This window comes from Wenyingzhuangia sp. IMCC45533 (assembly GCF_054111225.1).
Map to the genome: position 1 here is coordinate 733,680 of NZ_CM134197.1, position 17,872 is coordinate 751,551.

A 17,872-nucleotide genomic window follows, 5' to 3' on the forward strand; every position below is an offset into this window, starting at 1 on the left:
TCAATTTGTGACTTCAATCAAAATATACAGCCAAATGTACAAAGATTACCCCTTGCATCACTTAGGAAAACAATTGATTATTTTGTTATTTTGTTTATCAACTCAAACTGCAAAATGAAGAAGCTTCAAATGGTAGACTTAAAAAGTCAATACTCAGAGATTAAAGACCAAATAGACAACTCTATACAAGAAGTAATTTCAAAAACGTCATTTATAAATGGACCACAAGTAGCTGATTTTGCAAACAATTTGGCTGAGTACTTAGAAGTGGAACATGTAATTCCTTGCGGTAATGGTACTGATGCTTTGCAAATTTCCTTAATGGCACTAGGTCTACAGCCAAAAGACGAAGTGATTACAGTAGATTTTACTTTTGCTGCTACCGTAGAAGTGATTAAACTTCTCCATCTAAATCCTGTTTTGGTAGATGTTGAATTGGATACTTTTAACATAAGTATCGAAGCGCTTAAAAAAGCCATTACTCCTAAGACCAAAGCGATTATTCCTGTGCATTTATTTGGACAATGTGCCAATATGGAAGCTATTTTAGAGATTGCCAAAAAACACAATTTATACGTCATTGAAGATACTGCACAAGCATTGGGTGCTGAATATAATTTTAACAATGGTGTTACAAAAAAAGCAGGGACTATGGGTACATTGGGTACAACTTCATTTTTTCCTTCTAAAAACTTAGGATGTTATGGGGATGGAGGAGCTATATTTACCACTGATGATGATTTGGCACATAAAATTAGGGGAATTGCAAATCATGGTATGTATCAAAAATATTATTATGATGTGGTGGGTGTAAACTCTAGATTAGATAGCATTCAAGCTGCTATTTTGAACACCAAGTTACCTTATCTAAATAACTACAATAAAGCCAGATTAAAAGCTGCCACTTTTTATAATAAAGCACTAGAAAATTGCGAACACATCATTACCCCAGCTATCTCTAATTTTAGTAATCATGTATTTCATCAATATACGCTGAGAATTACCAATGGTAAAAGAGATGATTTGCATAAATATTTAAAACAACAAGGTATTCCCAATGCCATTTATTATCCCGTTCCGTTACACAGTCAAAAAGCTTATCAAAAAGAAAACGTTATAGAAGATAATTTTATCAATACAAACGCATTGGTAAAAGAAGTAATATCTTTACCCATGCACACGGCATTAGAGCTTGAGCAATTAGAATTAATTACAAACACGATACTTAAATATATTAACACCTATTAACATGGCTAAGCAAATATTAGTTACTGGAGGTTTAGGATTCATTGGATCTCATACCGTAGTAGAATTACAAAATGCAGGATTTAACGTAGTGGTGATTGATGATTTATCAAACACTACAATTAAAGTTTTAGATCAAATAACTGAAATTACTGGAACTAAACCAGCTTTTGAGCAAATTGACTTACGTATTAAGGCTGATGTAAAGGCATTTTTTGACAAGTACCAAATTGATGGGATTATTCATTTTGCTGCCTTTAAAGCTGTGGGAGAAAGCATGCACAAACCTTTAGATTATTATGAAAATAACTTAGGTGCATTGGTGTATTTATTACAAGAAATGAGAGATAGAAAGTTAGACAACTTTATCTTTTCTTCTTCTTGTACTGTTTATGGACAAGCTGATGAATTACCTATTACAGAGAAAGCTCCTGTTAAAAAAGCAGAATCTGTATACGGAAATACCAAGCAAATTGGAGAAGAAATTATTGAAGACGCTACCAAAGCACACGACTTTAAAGCCATTGCTTTACGTTATTTTAATCCAATTGGAGCGCATCCAACTACCAAAATTGGTGAATTACCAATTGGTGTTCCACAAAACTTAATTCCTTTTATTACGCAAACTGCTGCTGGTATGAGAGCTGAATTATCTGTATTTGGGGATGATTATGATACTCCTGATGGAACTGCTGTAAGAGATTACATTCATGTGGTAGATTTAGCCAAAGCACATATTGCTGCTTTACAGCGTTTACTGGATGGTAACAACAAAGCCAAGTTCGAATATTTTAACGTAGGAACAGGTACTGGTAGCTCTGTTTTAGAAGTCATCAACGCTTTTGAAACTGCAAATAACTTAAAGTTAAACTATAAAATTGTAGATCGTAGAGCTGGAGATATAACTGCTGCTTATGCTGATACAACTATTGCTAATAAAGAATTAAACTGGAAAACTGAGTTAAGTTTAGAAACTGCTTTAAAGTCTGCCTGGGAATGGCAGTTGAAGCAAAAATAATTCAATTTTTCTTTACCAACTATAAAGCTCATCATTACAAGTGATGAGCTTTTTTATTTGGCTAACGTAATTTAAACTCTACTTTAATTCACACAACAACAACATTCAAAATTCAAATATTTACAAGGTTTTGAGATCTGTTAGTAAAAAAGATGAGTAACGAAAGTTTGATGTGGAGTGTATAATTTATAATACAAATAATAATGTTATCTCATAACTTGAACATATAATTGAAGTATTTCAACAAATATTTAACTTCTAATTTGTATTTAAGAGAGAATACCATAGTAACTCTTGATGGTAGAACACTCTAGCTACGCTCATCTTATCACTTAATACTAATATTTGCTATCTTTGAAGAAGAAAACAATCTCTATCAAATGATTAAAAATACGTTACTTCTTCTTTGCCTATTGAGCTCTATGTTTATATTTTCGCAACAAGTGGTTGTCACCGAAGACTTTGGTGCTTGGATAGGAGCTAATTTTGAAAAGGAGGTATTAAAAGATTTTGATTTATCCATCAATCCACAAATAAGATTACAGACAAACGCTAGCGAAGTAGATAGCTACTTGCTAAATTTAGGTGGTAAATACAAAATAAACAAACATTTTAAATTAGGGGCTGCTGTTAGATACACTCATAATAGAAGAAGAGTAAAAGCTGCCGAAGATAATTTTAGATATAATTTAGATTTGGGTTTTGCGGGTAAGATTATAAAAAAATTAAAGTTCAGTTATCGTCTAAGATACCAGCACGAGTACTTAGACTTTTTCAAAGATTTAAATGCAAATCATGTCAATTTTTTTGAAATCAGAAATAAGATTAGGCTCAAATACAAACTCAATAAAAACAACTCACCTTATTTCTCTTCTGAGATTTTTAAGCTAAATGAAACTTTTAAAGAGTCTACTTTTAATAAAATTCGTTTCTACATAGGAGATCAAGTTAACTCTGGCTTTGGAGACTTTGATATTGCTTTGGGATATGAAAAAGAGCTAAATGCGAAGAATCCGTTAACGTTTTTATTTGTCAAACTTATTTACAATGTCGAGTTATGATTAGACTATGTACATTAATGGCATTTTACTTTTTTCTATTACAATCCTGTCACAAAACAGAAGTTATCTTTGATAATGAAGTAGATAGGAATCTTGAACTCACTCCGATTTTAGTCATTAATGATAAGAATTGCTCATATGACCATCAAACTAAAACATTGAGTTATCCAATTTCTGACACTTCAATCAATCAATTTTCACCAAAGATTGAGTTTCAGAATATCGCCGAAGTTTTCTTTAATGGTAATAAATTAATTAATGGAGAGAATTACAATCTAGGTAATATTGATGTTAACAATAAAATCCCGTTTACCATTAAAGCCAGAGAAACTACAGAACAGTTTTTTTTAAGATTTACTTCCCTGCCTATTATTCAAATCGCAACCGCTAATACTATTGTTGACGAACCCAAAAATTTAGCCAAACTAACCATCAATCATACAGATGCAAATCAAAATTTAGAGGAATATTTTATCGGGATTGAATTTAGAGGAAATTTTTCCCAATCATTTGATAAAAAATCTTTCGGTTTTGCATTGTTTCAAAACCCTAGCTTAGATACTGAAGTTTCTGAATCCTTGTTTGACATACCAAAAAACAATGATTGGATACTGAATGCTATGTGGGTAGACAAATCTAGATCACGTAACAAAACGTCGTTTGAATTATGGAATAAGTTGAGTAAACCCAAATACAGAGCTATTAAAGGAAAATACGTGGAAGTATTCGTAAATAATAACCGTAGAGGACTTTACTGTTTGAGCAATAACTTAAACGCCGAAACTCTAGTAATGACAACCAACTCGGAGTTTTTGTACAAAGGTTTTGACTGGGGAGATGGTGGTACGCGTTTTGAAAAACTCAAAAGCAAACCACCTTTTAATATTATATGGGACGGATGGGAACAACTAAGCCCTAACCCCAAAGAGAGAATTGATTGGACACCTATAAATCAAGCTAGGAATCTGATTGTTAACACCACTGATACCGAATTACAAGCACAGGCTTCTAATCTTTTAGATATCGAACATTTTGTAGATTTCTACCTATTCATAAATCTAATGTCTGCTTTAGACAATACTGGTAAAAATACTTTTATGGCTAAAAAGGGGGCTACTGACAAACTTCATTACATTCCTTGGGATTTAGACGCTACTTGGGGAAGCACATATGACGGAAGACGTTATGGACATACGGACATCATTTCCAATAATTTGTTCGATAGATTAATTGCAACAAACAGTGGAAACTTTAGAACTAAACTTAAAAGTAGATGGAACGAATTGAGAAATAATATTTTTTCTGAAACTGAATTGCTGAGTTTATTCAATCAAAACTTTGAAATTATCAAGCAAAGCGACGTTATAACTGTCGAAAATAAAAGATGGGGAGCTAATTTGAATATTAGCGATGAACAAAATTTCCTTACTGATTGGGTGAAATTGAGACTAACATTTCTAGATACTCATTTTGACAATTTAGCCCCTTAGTACCATCATTATTCTTGTCAAGCTTCGGATTTATTCTAAGCAAATTTATGTTGTTTTTTCTTCATCCATATCTTATTTAAGTTTCTACTTATAAAGGCACAGTTTAGTTTGCTAAAAAAAGAACGTGTTGCCAATCAATAAAACAACACAACAAGCATAGTTTGATACGGGTTTAGTGTAATATTTCACAACCAACAAAAACCAACTGTAACCTATTTGACCATAATCAACTCCATCGTTGATTAGCGGATTCAACCTCATCCCAGAATATATCTAACTTTGAATAAAAAGATTTAAATATGAAGATATATATATTGATTTTAGTTCTCACTGTCATGTGTAGTTCATGTGTTACAAAAAACGATAAGAATGTAAATAGTGAAATTAAAAAAACTGTGAGTAGTATCGATAAAAGCTATATGATTGATGACAGTACCTTTTACGGAATTAAAACTGGTACCAAGATATCTGATTACTCCGATAAAAACATTAAAATAGATACTTTAAAAACGGGTGAAGGTGATTTTATTGTTTATTTAATTTACGATGATTTTAACGAGAAAATCGGTTACTTCAGTAGCAATCCTAATCATCCCGAATTAGTAGGAGACATCACTATTACAAGCCCAAAAGCAATCACTTCTAAAGGTTATCAAATAGGAATGCCTTATCATAAACTAAAAGAGGAAATTGATAATTTGGAAGTTCACGGTTCCGAAATAGATAGCAGAACTTATGTTAAACAAGATTACCTAACCTACCAACTCAATTATAACAATAACAAATATGATTTGGACAAAGACGTCATACCTTCTAATACAAGGGTAGAAAGTATTACGATACACAGAAAATAACAATCATTTTTTCACGCTACTGATGCTTATAGAATTCCAAAAAAGCAGTTGATTAACAAATCATAAAAAACTATATCCAATGAGCCTAATTTATAAGAAGTACTACCAAATTTGATAAACACATTCTACATTCCAAAAAAGAGACATCTCATACCCTTTTTTAAATTATTGAAAATGTATTCTTTATTTTAATACTCTAAACTTTAAAAAAATGAAAATAATCAAAGTATCTAAAACTAAAATCCCTTGCATCCAGCACAAAGGTATTGTTGGAGTGGAGAAATCTTTTGATCAGATTATTGCATGGGGGGCTCAAAAAAAATTAATAGAAGAACAAAACACTAAGTTATTGCGCATCTATCACGATAGTTTTACCAACACACATCAAGACCAAATAAGAATGAGCATCTGTTTACATACAAGTGAAAATTTTCAGCAAGACTCACTAATATCTTCTATTATTATCCCTCAGCACAAAGCAATTACGAGTCGTTTTGAAATAGCAATAGATGAGTTTCAAAATTCGTGGACCTCTATGTACCAATGGATGAAAGAAAACTATCACATTCCAAGTAATGCTTCTCCTTACGAAGTATATCATAATGACTATAGGCTTCACCCTGATAATAAATGTATTGTGGATTTACACATTCCAATATTATGAATAAACAATTAGTTTCATCTGGCTCTGAATTTGAGCAGAAAATCGGATATTCTAGAGCTGTAATTCAAGGGAACTGGGTTTTTGTATCTGGAACCACAGGCTATAATTACACAGATATGAGTATTAGCAACAATATTATTGAGCAAACGGAACAGTGTTTTATAAACATTACAGAGGCTTTAAAAGAAGCTAACTCCTCGTTAAAAGACATTGTTCGAGTTACCTACATTTTACCCAAAGTAGATGATTTTGAAAAATGCTGGCCCATACTAAACAAGTACTTAGGAGCTGTAAAACCTGCTGCAACTATGTTTTCTGCTGGATTAGCTGATGATTCTATGAAAATTGAAATTGAGGTAACCGCATTAAAATAAGGATGAAAAAGTTACCATTTCAATGCATCAAGATTATAGATGAGATAAGGCTTGTTCCCCATTCCAAAACATGTTCTTATGAACAATTTCACACAAGTATCACCGAACTCCTAGTTCACCCAAAGAACTTTTAAAAAAAATAGAAATTCTACAACCTCTATTTTTTTCTTGCAACTTCATAAAAACTCTCTGGTTTCTGTAAAATTAATTGAGAAAACTTAGGTTACCTTACCTTTTCTCATTGTAAAAAATATACCTGCTATAAAAGTACTATTCGTAAGATACTTTTCTCAAATACAACCTTAATAACAACACTCATAAATTAAATAAGTTCTTTTATGGTTTGTTTTTCAGAGCTAAATACAGTAATCTTCAATAAACTCCTGATTTACTTTATGTTTATTGAAAAAAATAATTATGGGAGTGAAACATTTTAATAATGGAAACGAAATTGTCCATAAGGGACATAAAGGTGCAGTGACTCAATGTGGTTATGATACTACTTTGAACCCCACACATTGGGTAAACACAAGGGAAAGTGTTAATTGTATACAATGTGTGCTCTGATAAAAAAATCCCTCTAGAAGTTTTCTAAAGGGATTTTTGTTCGGTATCGTGTCAGTCAAATAGTTATATAGCTGCACTACTTCTAGCTACAGATCTATCTATTTTTGCAAATAAACCTTGTAATACTTTTCCAGGACCTACTTCTATTGCTTCAGTCGCTCCATCAGCAATCATGGCTTGCGCACATTGAGTCCACTTTACAGCCCCTGTTAACTGAGCTATTAAATTTTCTTTAATTTTAGATGGATTGGTAATGGCTTTAGCTACAACATTTTGATATACTGGGCATGATGGTTGGTTAAATTCTGTAGCTTCAATGGCTGCTGCCAATTCTTCTCTCGCAGGAGCCATTAGCGGAGAATGAAATGCTCCACCTACTGGTAGCAACAAAGCTCTTCTTGCTCCTTTTTCCTTAGCTAATTCGCACGCAGCCTCTACGGCTTTAAATTCTCCAGAAATCACTAGCTGCCCAGGGCAGTTGTAATTAGCAGCCACAACATCTCCGTCAATAGCTTCACACAGTTCCTCTACCACCGCATCTTCTAAACCTAAAACCGCAGCCATAGTACCTGAAACTGATTCACAAGCTTTCTGCATAGCATCAGCTCGTTTTGCAACCAATTTTAACCCGTCTTCAAATGATAAAGTTCCAACAGCTACCAAAGCAGATAATTCTCCTAAGGAATGTCCAGCAACCATACTAGGCTGAAAGCTATCTCCTAAAACCTTTGCCATAATTACAGAATGTAAAAATATGGCTGGTTGCGTTACGTTCGTCTTTTTTAAATCCTCAGCAGATCCTTCAAACATTACTTTGGTGATATCAAATCCTAAAATTTTATTTGCTTTATCAAACAACTCTTTAGCCAATGGGGAGTTATCATATAAATCTTTCCCCATTCCTGTAAACTGTGCTCCTTGTCCAGGAAATACATATGCTTTCATAAAAATTAGTTTTTTCTAAATTTTGTGGGGCAAAAATAAGGATTGTTTATTAAATATATTCCTTCTTTTCTTGAGATTTACAAAAATCCAAATATGCTATTCTGTTTTTCTTGGGTAGCTAATTGAAAGACATAGCTAATCTTTTAACCTTTTAAAATGATAGTGATATCCTATTCTAAATCCTCCTTCAGTTTTTAGTTCGTACATTTCTTTGTCTGCTCCATAATCTTTCACTTTAATAATCAAACTACTATTAATTTATATGCTTATATTATCTTTTCCTTTCGTAATACTATTTTTAAAAAGACATGATGACATTAGCAGTAATTCCTGTACTTTCTGGCACGAATCTACAAACACCTCCTACGCAAATTAAACCTCCTCGCTGCCTTCCGTAGTTTAAAGAAAATCGATGTCCGTTAACTGTGTAACTACCTCCTGCATTGTAGTAATGAATTCTGTCTTGTGCGGACTCGTTTCCAAAATTGTAAATATCGTTTACGTAAAATGAGAACGAAGACGATGCATGAAATTCCACGGTACCTCCAACCCAATCTTTCTGATCGTCTTTTGTTGATAAATACTGGGCTTCAAATCTTAAGGACTGGTTATTCTCTAAACGGTAAACTGCCTCAGATACCCAAATAGAGGCGTTTACTTCTCCAAAAGTTTCCTCTATAAATCTTGTATTGTAGTACTGATGAACAAAATAAAAAATAGTATTCCACTTGTGTGACCATTTTTTTCGAATTTCTAGACTGAAATCTGAGTAGTATTTTTCATCAACTCCAATCCATCTATTATTGTAATCTGTATTTTTAAAATCTTTTTTACCGTCTAAACCATACCAAGCAGAAGTATTTAACGCGATATCCATTCCGTATTTACCTCCTAAGAATGTGTTTTTGTTTATTTGATAATACAAGTCTATTTGACCACCTATCTCACCTGTTTTAATTAAACTTTGGTCTTGAAAAGAAATTTGTGACTGTGACTGATATACATATATGTTGGTTAACAAATAATCGTGCTGTTTGGTAAGAGCAGGAATGTAGTTTACTAGAGATTCATTAAAAATATTTCCTGCTGCAGCTCTGTTAGCATACAAACCCAAGTTTTCTGTCCTTCTTAGTGTTGCATCTATTCCTAAACCTTTTCGAGCATAACCCATATTTATCAAGGCTGCATTTCCCTCCTTTGCGTTGGATATCTCATCGCCCAAATAAATAGCATCTTTTTGCTTGTGAACATATTCTGTATTTACGTAAAAAGACCCTTTACTAACTTCAAATCGGGCTGCTATTAAATTTGTTAGTTGATCATAATTAAAATGGGTGTTCGTTTTTTCCTGAGATCTACCTACATAGCTAACACCTAAGTTTATCAAAGCTGAGTTATTAAAATTGAGTGCTTTTGAAAGATTGAACTCTGAGTCAATTCCATAAATAACTCCTTGAGAAACCCCAAAGCCCAACCTTTGCTTCCCTGCCAAAGCAGTAACACTAAAACCATTGTGAGGATTCAATTTTACTTTAACCCCTCTTAGAGCATTATTTATGCCTAACTGTCTATCTTCCCAAAATCTCAAAATTAAGCCACTCCCAAATTGTTCGTAAAAGTGACCTGCCGTAAATGTGATGGTTTGCGTTTTATAACCCGCATAATACAGCCCCAAATTTTTGTTCTCAAATTCTGGCGAATAGTTTAATAACGCCATAGGTGCGTAGCTTTCCACTTGCGCTCCAACATAAAAATTATCAAGAGAAGCTTCTAATTTTAGATAATTATTAGAACGAAATGGGTGCGATTCTAAGAAATCACCCGTTTTGGGGTCGTCGACATAATATTGTGCGTTGGATTCGAATCCCGCTGAGGTATATAATGCTTGTGAGTATGACAGACCTACAAACAGGAATGCACTGATAAGGTGTAATATTCTCATACTAGTGGAAGGGTGTTTATTCGGAAAATGATATAATTTTCTTTAGCAAATCGTTTTCATAACCTGGTGTATAACCTGTATGTCTGTAAACAATTTTCGAGTCTTTGATAATGATGGTATGGGGAATAACTGAAATGTTCAAAGCCCTTTTTAGCACTTGGTTATCATCTATTAAAACATCGTACCTCCAATCTTTTCCAAAAACTAAGGGTCTTATTCTTTTTTGAGTTCTTGAATCGTCCACGGAAATGGCTATCAGTTTTACATCTACTTTATTTTGCCAACTCTTATACAAATCATTGATAGCGTCCAACTCATTTACACAAGACACACACCAAGTAGCCCAAAAGCTTAATACTACAATTTTATTTTTTTTTGATTCTTTAATAATGTTAATAGATTTGCTATTGAGCGTATTTAAAAATACATTAGGCATTTTTTTTTGGGAGAACACACAGGTCACCACTAATAACAAAATTCCTGTAAGTATGTTTTTTTTCATTTTGTAGTGATTCATTGATAAACTTTCATCAAGAGATTAGTCAAAAACTTTATGAGCATTTACTTTTGCATACTGGGCATTCATTACCTGATTATTATTTTCATCTACCAGCATAGCTAAAATTGCTGTGTTGCTTGCATTGGAAATAATTTTATCACTCAAATCTACCGTGAATTGTTTGTGTTTTATTCCTCGGGTAGCCGTTATATCATCTCCTAATACATTTGTTGCTGCGTAGATAATTACGTTATTATGTTCAAAATTGAGGACTGGATTTTCACCATGATAAAAAGAAGTGTAATTCAGCTGAGAAGCTATGATTTTATCTTCTAAAACAAAAACCACTAGTTTTAAACCTGTTGTGTCTTCTGCAAAACCAGCAGCTACAGAAATTGTCATTTGCTGATTAAATAAGATGGAATTAACTGCCAACCCCAACTGCGTGGTTCCAATAGCCTTGCTCAAAACTTTATCTAAATTGTCTGGCTGTGAACCTGTCCACTTATTTTGTCTATTGATAAAAGCCGTAGGATGACTTTCTACTTGATTGGCCGCTTTCAACGCTATGGAATAATCGTTTTCCATGATGTCGTTGTCGTGAATTTTAACAACGAATACTTTACTAGACTGGGCTTTTACCAAATCTATTGCTTGGGAAACTCTTGGACACCAACCACACCAAGTTCCTGTATAATCTTCTACCACAACTTTTTGAGTAAAACTCGCAGGAATGTTTATCAGTTCGTTAACATCAATACTTACTTCGTTACTAGCAACATCGTTAAAAACAGCCTTGACTTTCATTGCTTTTTCTGCTTGATTAGGAATGTATTTGTTACCAAATATCAAATTTTCATTCACAAAAAACTGAGTGTTTTCGGACACATCTACTTTTGAACCATTAGCCAATACAGCTGTCGTTATAAACTGAACAGTACTTCCGACCTCTATACTTTTTGCATCGGTAATCAACTCTACGTTACTAACATTGCCCACTGTAAATGTTGATGAAGTACTGAGATTATTATAGCTAGCTTTAACACTGTAAGAACCATTTTTTTGAGGTACGTAGGTATTGCCATCAATAACAACATCATTAATGGTTAACACCGATTCCGCAGTTACATTGTTTCCCAAATTAGTTTCTACCAAAAAAACGATGGTTTCCTGTAGACTATAAACATTACTGTCTGACAGTACTTTTATAGAAGTAGCAACATTATTGTCTTCTTTCATATCCTCTTCTTTTTTGGAACAAGACACAATAGCTGTCACGAATAAAAAAGTGACTATTTGAGTGAGTTTTTTAAAATTCATCCTTTTAGATTTTAGTTTGATATTAAATGACAATAATTTTTCTAGCGATTTTTCGTCCAGATTTTAAGGCAATATGTAAGAGGTAGGTACCCGATGGAAAATCATCGAGTGATAGGTTGTTTTGTCCCTCGCTCAAATCAGTTTTTTTAATCTGTATGCCTACAATATTGTACAACGTACACACTCCCGCTTTTTTGGTATCAATACTCAATGTCGCTGTATCGATGTGGTTTGTAATGGCAAGTTTGTCTGTTTTGAATATTCCTCGGGCACTCAGCGTTTGGTCATATACGTAATTGACAAACAAAGGAACTCCTATAGGTCTATTGGCTCTGTCTACTTGAAAAAACTTAACTCTGTAGGCAATTCTAGACCTTGAGGTGTTTTGATTCCACAAATGATCAAAGTTATTTCCTTGATTTTGACCCGCAGGAACGGTGATAGGCTCACTAGGTACGTTCTGACCTGCTGATACTTTAAAAAAACACTCTCCCGAAAAACAAAACTGAAATTGATCTCCATCGGCTCCATCAATAGAAACCACTTGCGACCATACTTTTATAGGTTGTTGAGTAGTGTTGTTGATGTGAAATTTGACTTCGGCTGGGTTGATAGAAGTCGTATTGAAAGTAAAAGTTTGCTCATTTAAAATAGGTGCGTTACTCCCCACCTCAGACATGGTAAACTGACCATTTACTTGGTAACTAAGAGATATCCATAAAATTAACGCAGTGGTAAATATTTTCATCATTCAAAAATTTAAAAGCCAGCAAGCTATTACAGTTACTGACTTTGATGATTTACTTAATTATAATTTGTTTTGCTATCAAACTGTTAGAACCTTCTAAACTCAGTAGATAATTACCGCTGCTAAGCGTACTAACATCTACAGTAGAGGTTTCTTGTTTTGTCATTTTACCCAAGTTTTTAGAAAGTACCACACTACCGTTTAAGTTGTAAATATTTAAAGTAAAAGAGTCGTCAAACGGAACTGTAACTGTGATAAATTCGGTTGCTGGGTTCGGATACAGCGAAAAATTTTCGTGATTGATTACGTTTTTTGAACTCAAGGTAACATCATTCATAAAAATGGTATTTGAGTTGACAACAGAACCATCTTCGTTGTCTAAAACAAGTACTACAATTTGTATCTCATTCGTATCAAAATCATCTGGAATCGTGTAATTAAAAGTGTATTCGTATTCCTGATTGTTATTTATTTCCGTTGCTATGGACCCATCTACACCATGGTAACCTCCTAACAAAGCAGTGCCCACATGATTATAGGTCATTAAATTTGCGGGTACAGGATCTGCCAAGTCTTCATAACCCTCCATTTCTCCATTTCCTCCTCCTGAGAAAAAGTTGCGCTGAGCGTATCCGTTCGTAGTTCCTGTAACATTATTTTCCAAGACAATTACCGAAAATCTAAAATCTGCTTCCGAAACATTGGTGAAAAAATTGGCTTTGGGAGTTACCGTTAAATTTCTATTCTCTATGGAGGCACTTATTTCCACATCTACAGGTGTTACCTTGCTCCTTAAAGTATTGACTGTAGTTTCCATGGAACTTTGTGTAACGCTCTGTCTTAAAAAAATTCTATCTACGTTCATTTGCGGATAAGCGTTAAAATCCACCTCTTCCTCATAATCTTTGTTTTCCATGGGGTCTGAATTATGCACTGCAATTCCAACAAATTGATCTGAAAAATTTTGATACATATTTTTCATTGCTACCAAACCACGTGGACACCATCCGCACCAAGTTCCAGTACCCTCCTCTATCAAAACTTTTTTATTACCATTCTTAGAAACCGCATAAAAGTATTTTTCTACAGAACTATTAGTTGCATTTTCATCTACAACTCCGTTAACTTTCAACACAGATATCAAAACTTTCTTTTCACCTACCTCGCTTATTACCAAACTAGTAGGGTGTTCTAATACAACAGATTGTCCTACTCCTATCGCTACAGGCAATGTAGCTATGTGGTCTGTTCCGTCATTCCAATTTAAATCTATACTAGTAACAGGATTAGTTGTGTTATTAAACACCTCTACTTCAAGGGGAATTGTAGCGTTTGTTAAAAAATATTTATCTGTGTTTAGGGAATTCAGCTTGACATCAAACTGTCTTGGTCCTGTAGTTGTATAATTGCTTCGAGTATTTAATGATAGAGCTGGTACTAGCGTATTTCCATAACCAGACATAAAAGTGACATCCTCATCATCTGCATCCGTTAGTTTTAAAATTGCAGGTCTTTCATGCCCGTTGGGTCTATTGAAATAATTGTTATTGAGAATGTAATTTTTAGTTGTATTCACACCAATATTGGGCACATCGTCTGCATCAAACGTTGTGGTTGTATTCATCTCTTTTGATGGATTGACTTCTACCGTGACCAGGTAAAGACCAGATGATGGCAAAGCAGTGAGTATTTCTCCTGTTTCTTCACTCATAAATCGAGTTGAGCTTGCTGAAATGCCTACTTCTCTCAGAGCTGTATCCAAAGAGTTCAAGTTTATTTCAGCGTTTGCAATTAGCTCTGTATTATCTTCACCTATAGCCAAAAGAAATCCAGAAGCCTCTACTTTATAAATATGTGCATACAATTTTTGATTTGCTTCTCCATCAAAATCATCACTTAAAAAATAAGTTAGATTTAGACTTTCAATGTTAAAGTTCTCTCCCTCCACATCATTAAAAGAAAACAAAGAACCAAATTCTATAGCTGAAGGGGTTTCATCTGCGGGAAAAGTAGCGATAGTAGCAATTGGGTTGTTAAATTCATCAACAGGTACTTTGGAAACTAGAGTATCTGGAGTTACGGTAAAAAAATGTTGTAACGTATTATTAGACTCGTCATCCTCTTCTATACCATCAAGAGCAGCAGTATAGGTTACTCTATAGGCTCCAACTGTCATCCAAGAGTCGTCTGAAATTGAGGCATCCAAAAGCAACGTCCTGTTTTTTTCCAAGCTTGCAAAAGATGGGATAGATTGGGTGTAAACAGTTTCCCAACTCCCTGTATTATCTCTTTCAATCTTTAGTTCTATTCTAGGATTTAAAGAAAGTTTCACCTCTTCTTCTCCTAAATTGGTTAGGTAAGCCCCAAAGCCTTTGTGTATTAAGTCATTAGAAAGCTGAGTAATGGATACGACTGAATTACTGGTTATCTGAGCTTGGTCTCCTACTTCGCTTGCTACTCCCGTAGTTGTAGAAGGCCCCACTGTTAAATCGTAATTTGGAACTTCGTATTCACTTATACTCACATCATCTACAATAGCAAAATAATAATCCCCATCAAAGGTAAATCTGATACGACATTGCGTTAAATTGTTTACTCCTGCTGTGGTGGAAACAAACGGAACGATTAAATATTCTTCTGCTTCGTCCGTTCCAACATTCATATAATTCACATCGGTAAAAGTAGCTCCATCATCTAAAGACAAGCCTACGTTTAATGCTGTAATGTCAAAATCTCTATAAAAACTAAAAAACCTAATCGCTAGGGGTTTGTTCGAATAACCCGTTAAATCTATTCTCGGGGAAATTAAAGAACCCACCTGTCCTGCTGGTGAAGTACCACTCCCAATAGCCTCGTCGTTATCGTCTCCTCCGTTGTCTAAAAAATCTGAATCAAAAGCTGCAAATCCATTTGCTTGGCTATCTGATGTTATCGGTATAGGATCTCCCCAAAAAGCACCTTGGAGATAACCTAACGTGTTTCTTGTCCAATAGGCTGCTCCTGGAGTTGTATTTCCATAGTTTTCGCTAATAGACTGAGCTGTCCAACTCGTTGGATTGTCACCTGGGGTAAATAAGGTTGCTTCTACAAAATCGTTGGCAAATTCGCCATCTGCACTACCCACCAGAGCTCCAGCTCCCCATATTATACTGTTATTGATATGTTGGATTTTGGCATTTTTTCTTGTTTTTTGCGGCCTAAGGCTGTCAGTATTTTGTGTTGCTTTTTTACGAACTAAAGTAGTATGTTCTTTAAGTTGATTAGGCTGTATATTTTGAGCTACAAGCGCAAAGTTTAAACACAGAATAGTAAGGATACACAGATGTAATTTTATTTTCATTTTTACAGTTTTTAAAAATTGAAGAAATTTGTGATGGTTGCCATATTTATTGCAAAACTAAGCCTGTTGATTTCTTTTTTTGCCACCCAGAATGGGTAGTTTTTACTATTTTCAGGTCTTTAAACCCTTATTTTACTGTGTTCCTAAAAAATATTTGAAAAAATGGTACAACTGATTTTTAGACAAGGAATATGTACAGAATTGACTCCGAAAAGTAAAGTGCAATGGAAAATGAGATTTAAAAACTCTTAAATTGACAAGTGTTTTTAATTATTTTTTACGACAAATGAAACCCTCCATGTTTATAAATGTTACGCAAGTGATATGTCATCCAAAATTGTAACTTTACTGCCTACATAAAATAGCAAGGAACTTAAAAAGAGAAGTTGATTTGTTTAAAAACACCCAATGACTTGAAAAAAGTTTCATACTTGCTATTCTACATTTTTATAACACTCACATTTTCCTCTTGCATTCAGAGTCAGAAAGAAGAAAGTTTAGATTATTCCGTGTTTTACTTAGCGGATTTCAACCAAAAAGAGGCTCTTGAATCTGTCACTACAAAGGAATGGAAACCTCTGGTAAGTTCTAGAATTGGACATAAAAATTGTTGGTATTGGTTTAAAATTGATTTTGAAAAAGAAAATTGGAACCACAATATTGTCTTTAATATACCTGAAGCAAACATTGCCAATATAACTATTTACCAAAACAACAAGGTTGTTTCTTTTCAAAATCTAGAAAACTCTTATAAATCTCTGCACATAAAAAACGCATCTTTTAAACATTCGTACTATCTAAAGGTTTTATTCACTAAGGAAGTTTATTTTCCGATTCATATCAAACCCTATGTTAGTAGTCAGCTCCAAGAAAAGTATTACTACTTTGCCAATGGCTATTATTATGGTTTTGTAATGATGATTCTTATTGTCAATTTATTTTTCTACTTCTCGTTACAAGATCAAGCCTTTTTATACTATGGTTTTTTCTTAGTGGCCATTACGTTAGGATTACTAGGTTATGATGGTTTATTAAACAAGGTATTTCCTCCATATCTTTTGTACTACGAAAGTCTAATTACCCATTTTTTAGTTCCTCTTTGTGGTGCGTTATTTGCCAATCAATTCTTAAATATAAAATATTACCTGCCTAAGAGCAATTACGTGGGATTTATACTTTTGATGGCTGCGTTTATCAACTACCTACTTTATATTCCTACCGAACAATTTTTGTTTGTAGCTATTGCCGATACAATTTCGCTGCTAATTTTACTCTATTATTGGTGTGTTGGAGTGGTTATTTTTAAAAAACATGATTTTGCTAAATTCTTTGTCATAGGTTATTGTTTAATCCTGTTTTCTGCCTTTTTGTTTATACTTCCTAGAGATTGGGGCTTTCAGCATCTTAGCGTATCTTCTAAGACTATAAAAGTGGGTGCTGTTTTAGAAATGTTAATATTAACTTATGCCATTACTTACAGGGTTAAAATTCTTCAGAAAGAGAACGATCAATTTAAAAGGGAAATACAAACGTTTTTAAACAAGATTAAAGAATTAGAGAGTAGTGATGATTCTGAACAACATCCTGTTGAGTTTGACCTTTTGATTACCAAACACGACTTATCAGAAAGAGAAACGGAGGTTCTTTTACTGATTTATAAAGGATATACAAATAAAAGAATTGCTGATGAACTCTTTGTTTCCTTAAACACCGTAAAATATCATATCCGTAATATTTATCAAAAGTTAAATATTAAATCTAAGAACGAGGTGATTGACATTGTTACAAAATCAAAAAAATAATTT

The 17,872-nt window shown here is 33.7% G+C and carries 14 protein-coding genes; 8 read left to right on the forward strand and 6 right to left on the reverse strand.

Annotated features, from left to right (window positions below):
• The first annotated feature begins 114 nt into the window (after positions 1 to 114).
• The 7 genes from ACXGQW_RS03200 to ACXGQW_RS03230 all read left to right on the forward strand — a co-directional run bounded on the left by ACXGQW_RS03200 (position 115) and on the right by ACXGQW_RS03230 (position 6,706).
• Positions 115 to 1,248: a DegT/DnrJ/EryC1/StrS family aminotransferase gene (locus ACXGQW_RS03200; RefSeq protein ID WP_457823655.1), complete on the forward strand. Its 1,134-nt coding sequence runs from the start codon at positions 115 to 117 to the stop codon at positions 1,246 to 1,248.
• Position 1,249: 1 nt separating this feature from the next.
• On the forward strand, positions 1,250 to 2,263 hold the full coding sequence (galE, locus tag ACXGQW_RS03205) for a UDP-glucose 4-epimerase GalE (protein ID WP_457823656.1): 1,014 nt from the start codon (positions 1,250 to 1,252) through the stop codon (positions 2,261 to 2,263).
• Between the two features lie 422 nt (positions 2,264 to 2,685).
• The gene (locus ACXGQW_RS03210; protein WP_457823657.1) at positions 2,686 to 3,324 is read left to right on the forward strand and encodes a DUF2490 domain-containing protein; all 639 of its coding nucleotides are present in this window, start codon (positions 2,686 to 2,688) and stop codon (positions 3,322 to 3,324) included.
• Positions 3,321 to 4,814: a CotH kinase family protein gene (locus tag ACXGQW_RS03215; protein ID WP_457823658.1), complete on the forward strand. Its 1,494-nt coding sequence runs from the start codon at positions 3,321 to 3,323 to the stop codon at positions 4,812 to 4,814. The genes ACXGQW_RS03210 and ACXGQW_RS03215 overlap by 4 nt, the downstream gene beginning before the upstream one ends.
• A 299-nt stretch (positions 4,815 to 5,113) precedes the next feature.
• Positions 5,114 to 5,668 carry a hypothetical protein gene (locus ACXGQW_RS03220; RefSeq protein WP_457823659.1) on the forward strand — a complete coding sequence of 185 codons (555 nt, stop codon included), beginning with the start codon at positions 5,114 to 5,116 and terminating at the stop codon, positions 5,666 to 5,668.
• A 211-nt stretch (positions 5,669 to 5,879) separates the two neighbouring features.
• On the forward strand, positions 5,880 to 6,332 hold the full coding sequence (locus ACXGQW_RS03225; RefSeq protein ID WP_457823660.1) for an AraC family transcriptional regulator: 453 nt from the start codon (positions 5,880 to 5,882) through the stop codon (positions 6,330 to 6,332).
• Positions 6,329 to 6,706, forward strand: coding sequence for a RidA family protein (locus tag ACXGQW_RS03230; protein WP_457823661.1), 378 nt, complete (start codon positions 6,329 to 6,331; stop codon positions 6,704 to 6,706). The genes ACXGQW_RS03225 and ACXGQW_RS03230 overlap by 4 nt, the downstream gene beginning before the upstream one ends.
• Before the next feature lie 630 nt (positions 6,707 to 7,336).
• Here the strand turns inward: ACXGQW_RS03230 and fabD are convergent.
• The 6 genes from fabD to ACXGQW_RS03260 all read right to left on the reverse strand — a co-directional run bounded on the left by fabD (position 7,337) and on the right by ACXGQW_RS03260 (position 16,067).
• The gene (gene fabD, locus ACXGQW_RS03235; protein ID WP_457823662.1) at positions 7,337 to 8,218 is read right to left on the reverse strand and encodes an ACP S-malonyltransferase; all 882 of its coding nucleotides are present in this window, start codon (positions 8,216 to 8,218) and stop codon (positions 7,337 to 7,339) included.
• 298 nt (positions 8,219 to 8,516) lie between these two features.
• Positions 8,517 to 10,160 (reverse strand): DUF6029 family protein, encoded by a 1,644-nt coding sequence (locus ACXGQW_RS03240; protein WP_457823663.1) that lies wholly within the window; start codon positions 10,158 to 10,160, stop codon positions 8,517 to 8,519.
• A gap of 16 nt (positions 10,161 to 10,176) precedes the next feature.
• On the reverse strand, positions 10,177 to 10,662 hold the full coding sequence (locus ACXGQW_RS03245) for a TlpA family protein disulfide reductase (protein ID WP_457823664.1): 486 nt from the start codon (positions 10,660 to 10,662) through the stop codon (positions 10,177 to 10,179).
• A gap of 36 nt (positions 10,663 to 10,698) precedes the next feature.
• Entirely contained in the window at positions 10,699 to 11,979 is a 1,281-nt protein-coding gene (locus tag ACXGQW_RS03250; RefSeq protein WP_457823665.1) for an Omp28-related outer membrane protein, read from the reverse strand.
• A gap of 22 nt (positions 11,980 to 12,001) precedes the next feature.
• Positions 12,002 to 12,730, reverse strand: coding sequence for a T9SS type A sorting domain-containing protein (locus tag ACXGQW_RS03255; RefSeq protein WP_457823666.1), 729 nt, complete (start codon positions 12,728 to 12,730; stop codon positions 12,002 to 12,004).
• A gap of 49 nt (positions 12,731 to 12,779) precedes the next feature.
• Positions 12,780 to 16,067 (reverse strand): Omp28-related outer membrane protein, encoded by a 3,288-nt coding sequence (locus ACXGQW_RS03260; protein ID WP_457823667.1) that lies wholly within the window; start codon positions 16,065 to 16,067, stop codon positions 12,780 to 12,782.
• A 413-nt stretch (positions 16,068 to 16,480) separates the two neighbouring features.
• Here ACXGQW_RS03260 and ACXGQW_RS03265 point away from each other — a divergent pair, with 413 nt between their 5' ends.
• Positions 16,481 to 17,869, forward strand: coding sequence for a 7TM diverse intracellular signaling domain-containing protein (locus ACXGQW_RS03265; RefSeq protein ID WP_457823668.1), 1,389 nt, complete (start codon positions 16,481 to 16,483; stop codon positions 17,867 to 17,869).
• The last annotated feature ends 3 nt before the right edge of the window (positions 17,870 to 17,872 follow it).

Excerpts from the sequence above, each read along its gene's own strand:
- ACXGQW_RS03200 (WP_457823655.1), top strand. The coding sequence starts at position 115 with ATGAAGAAGCTTCAAATGGTAGACTTAAAAAGTCAATACTCAGAGATT.
- galE (WP_457823656.1), top strand. The coding sequence starts at position 1,250 with ATGGCTAAGCAAATATTAGTTACTGGAGGTTTAGGATTCATTGGATCT.
- ACXGQW_RS03210 (WP_457823657.1), top strand. The coding sequence starts at position 2,686 with ATGTTTATATTTTCGCAACAAGTGGTTGTCACCGAAGACTTTGGTGCT.
- ACXGQW_RS03215 (WP_457823658.1), top strand. The coding sequence starts at position 3,321 with ATGATTAGACTATGTACATTAATGGCATTTTACTTTTTTCTATTACAA.
- ACXGQW_RS03220 (WP_457823659.1), top strand. The coding sequence starts at position 5,114 with ATGAAGATATATATATTGATTTTAGTTCTCACTGTCATGTGTAGTTCA.
- ACXGQW_RS03225 (WP_457823660.1), top strand. The coding sequence starts at position 5,880 with ATGAAAATAATCAAAGTATCTAAAACTAAAATCCCTTGCATCCAGCAC.
- ACXGQW_RS03230 (WP_457823661.1), top strand. The coding sequence starts at position 6,329 with ATGAATAAACAATTAGTTTCATCTGGCTCTGAATTTGAGCAGAAAATC.
- fabD (WP_457823662.1), bottom strand. The coding sequence starts at position 8,218 with ATGAAAGCATATGTATTTCCTGGACAAGGAGCACAGTTTACAGGAATG.
- ACXGQW_RS03240 (WP_457823663.1), bottom strand. The coding sequence starts at position 10,160 with ATGAGAATATTACACCTTATCAGTGCATTCCTGTTTGTAGGTCTGTCA.
- ACXGQW_RS03245 (WP_457823664.1), bottom strand. The coding sequence starts at position 10,662 with ATGAAAAAAAACATACTTACAGGAATTTTGTTATTAGTGGTGACCTGT.
- ACXGQW_RS03250 (WP_457823665.1), bottom strand. The coding sequence starts at position 11,979 with ATGAATTTTAAAAAACTCACTCAAATAGTCACTTTTTTATTCGTGACA.
- ACXGQW_RS03255 (WP_457823666.1), bottom strand. The coding sequence starts at position 12,730 with ATGATGAAAATATTTACCACTGCGTTAATTTTATGGATATCTCTTAGT.
- ACXGQW_RS03260 (WP_457823667.1), bottom strand. The coding sequence starts at position 16,067 with ATGAAAATAAAATTACATCTGTGTATCCTTACTATTCTGTGTTTAAAC.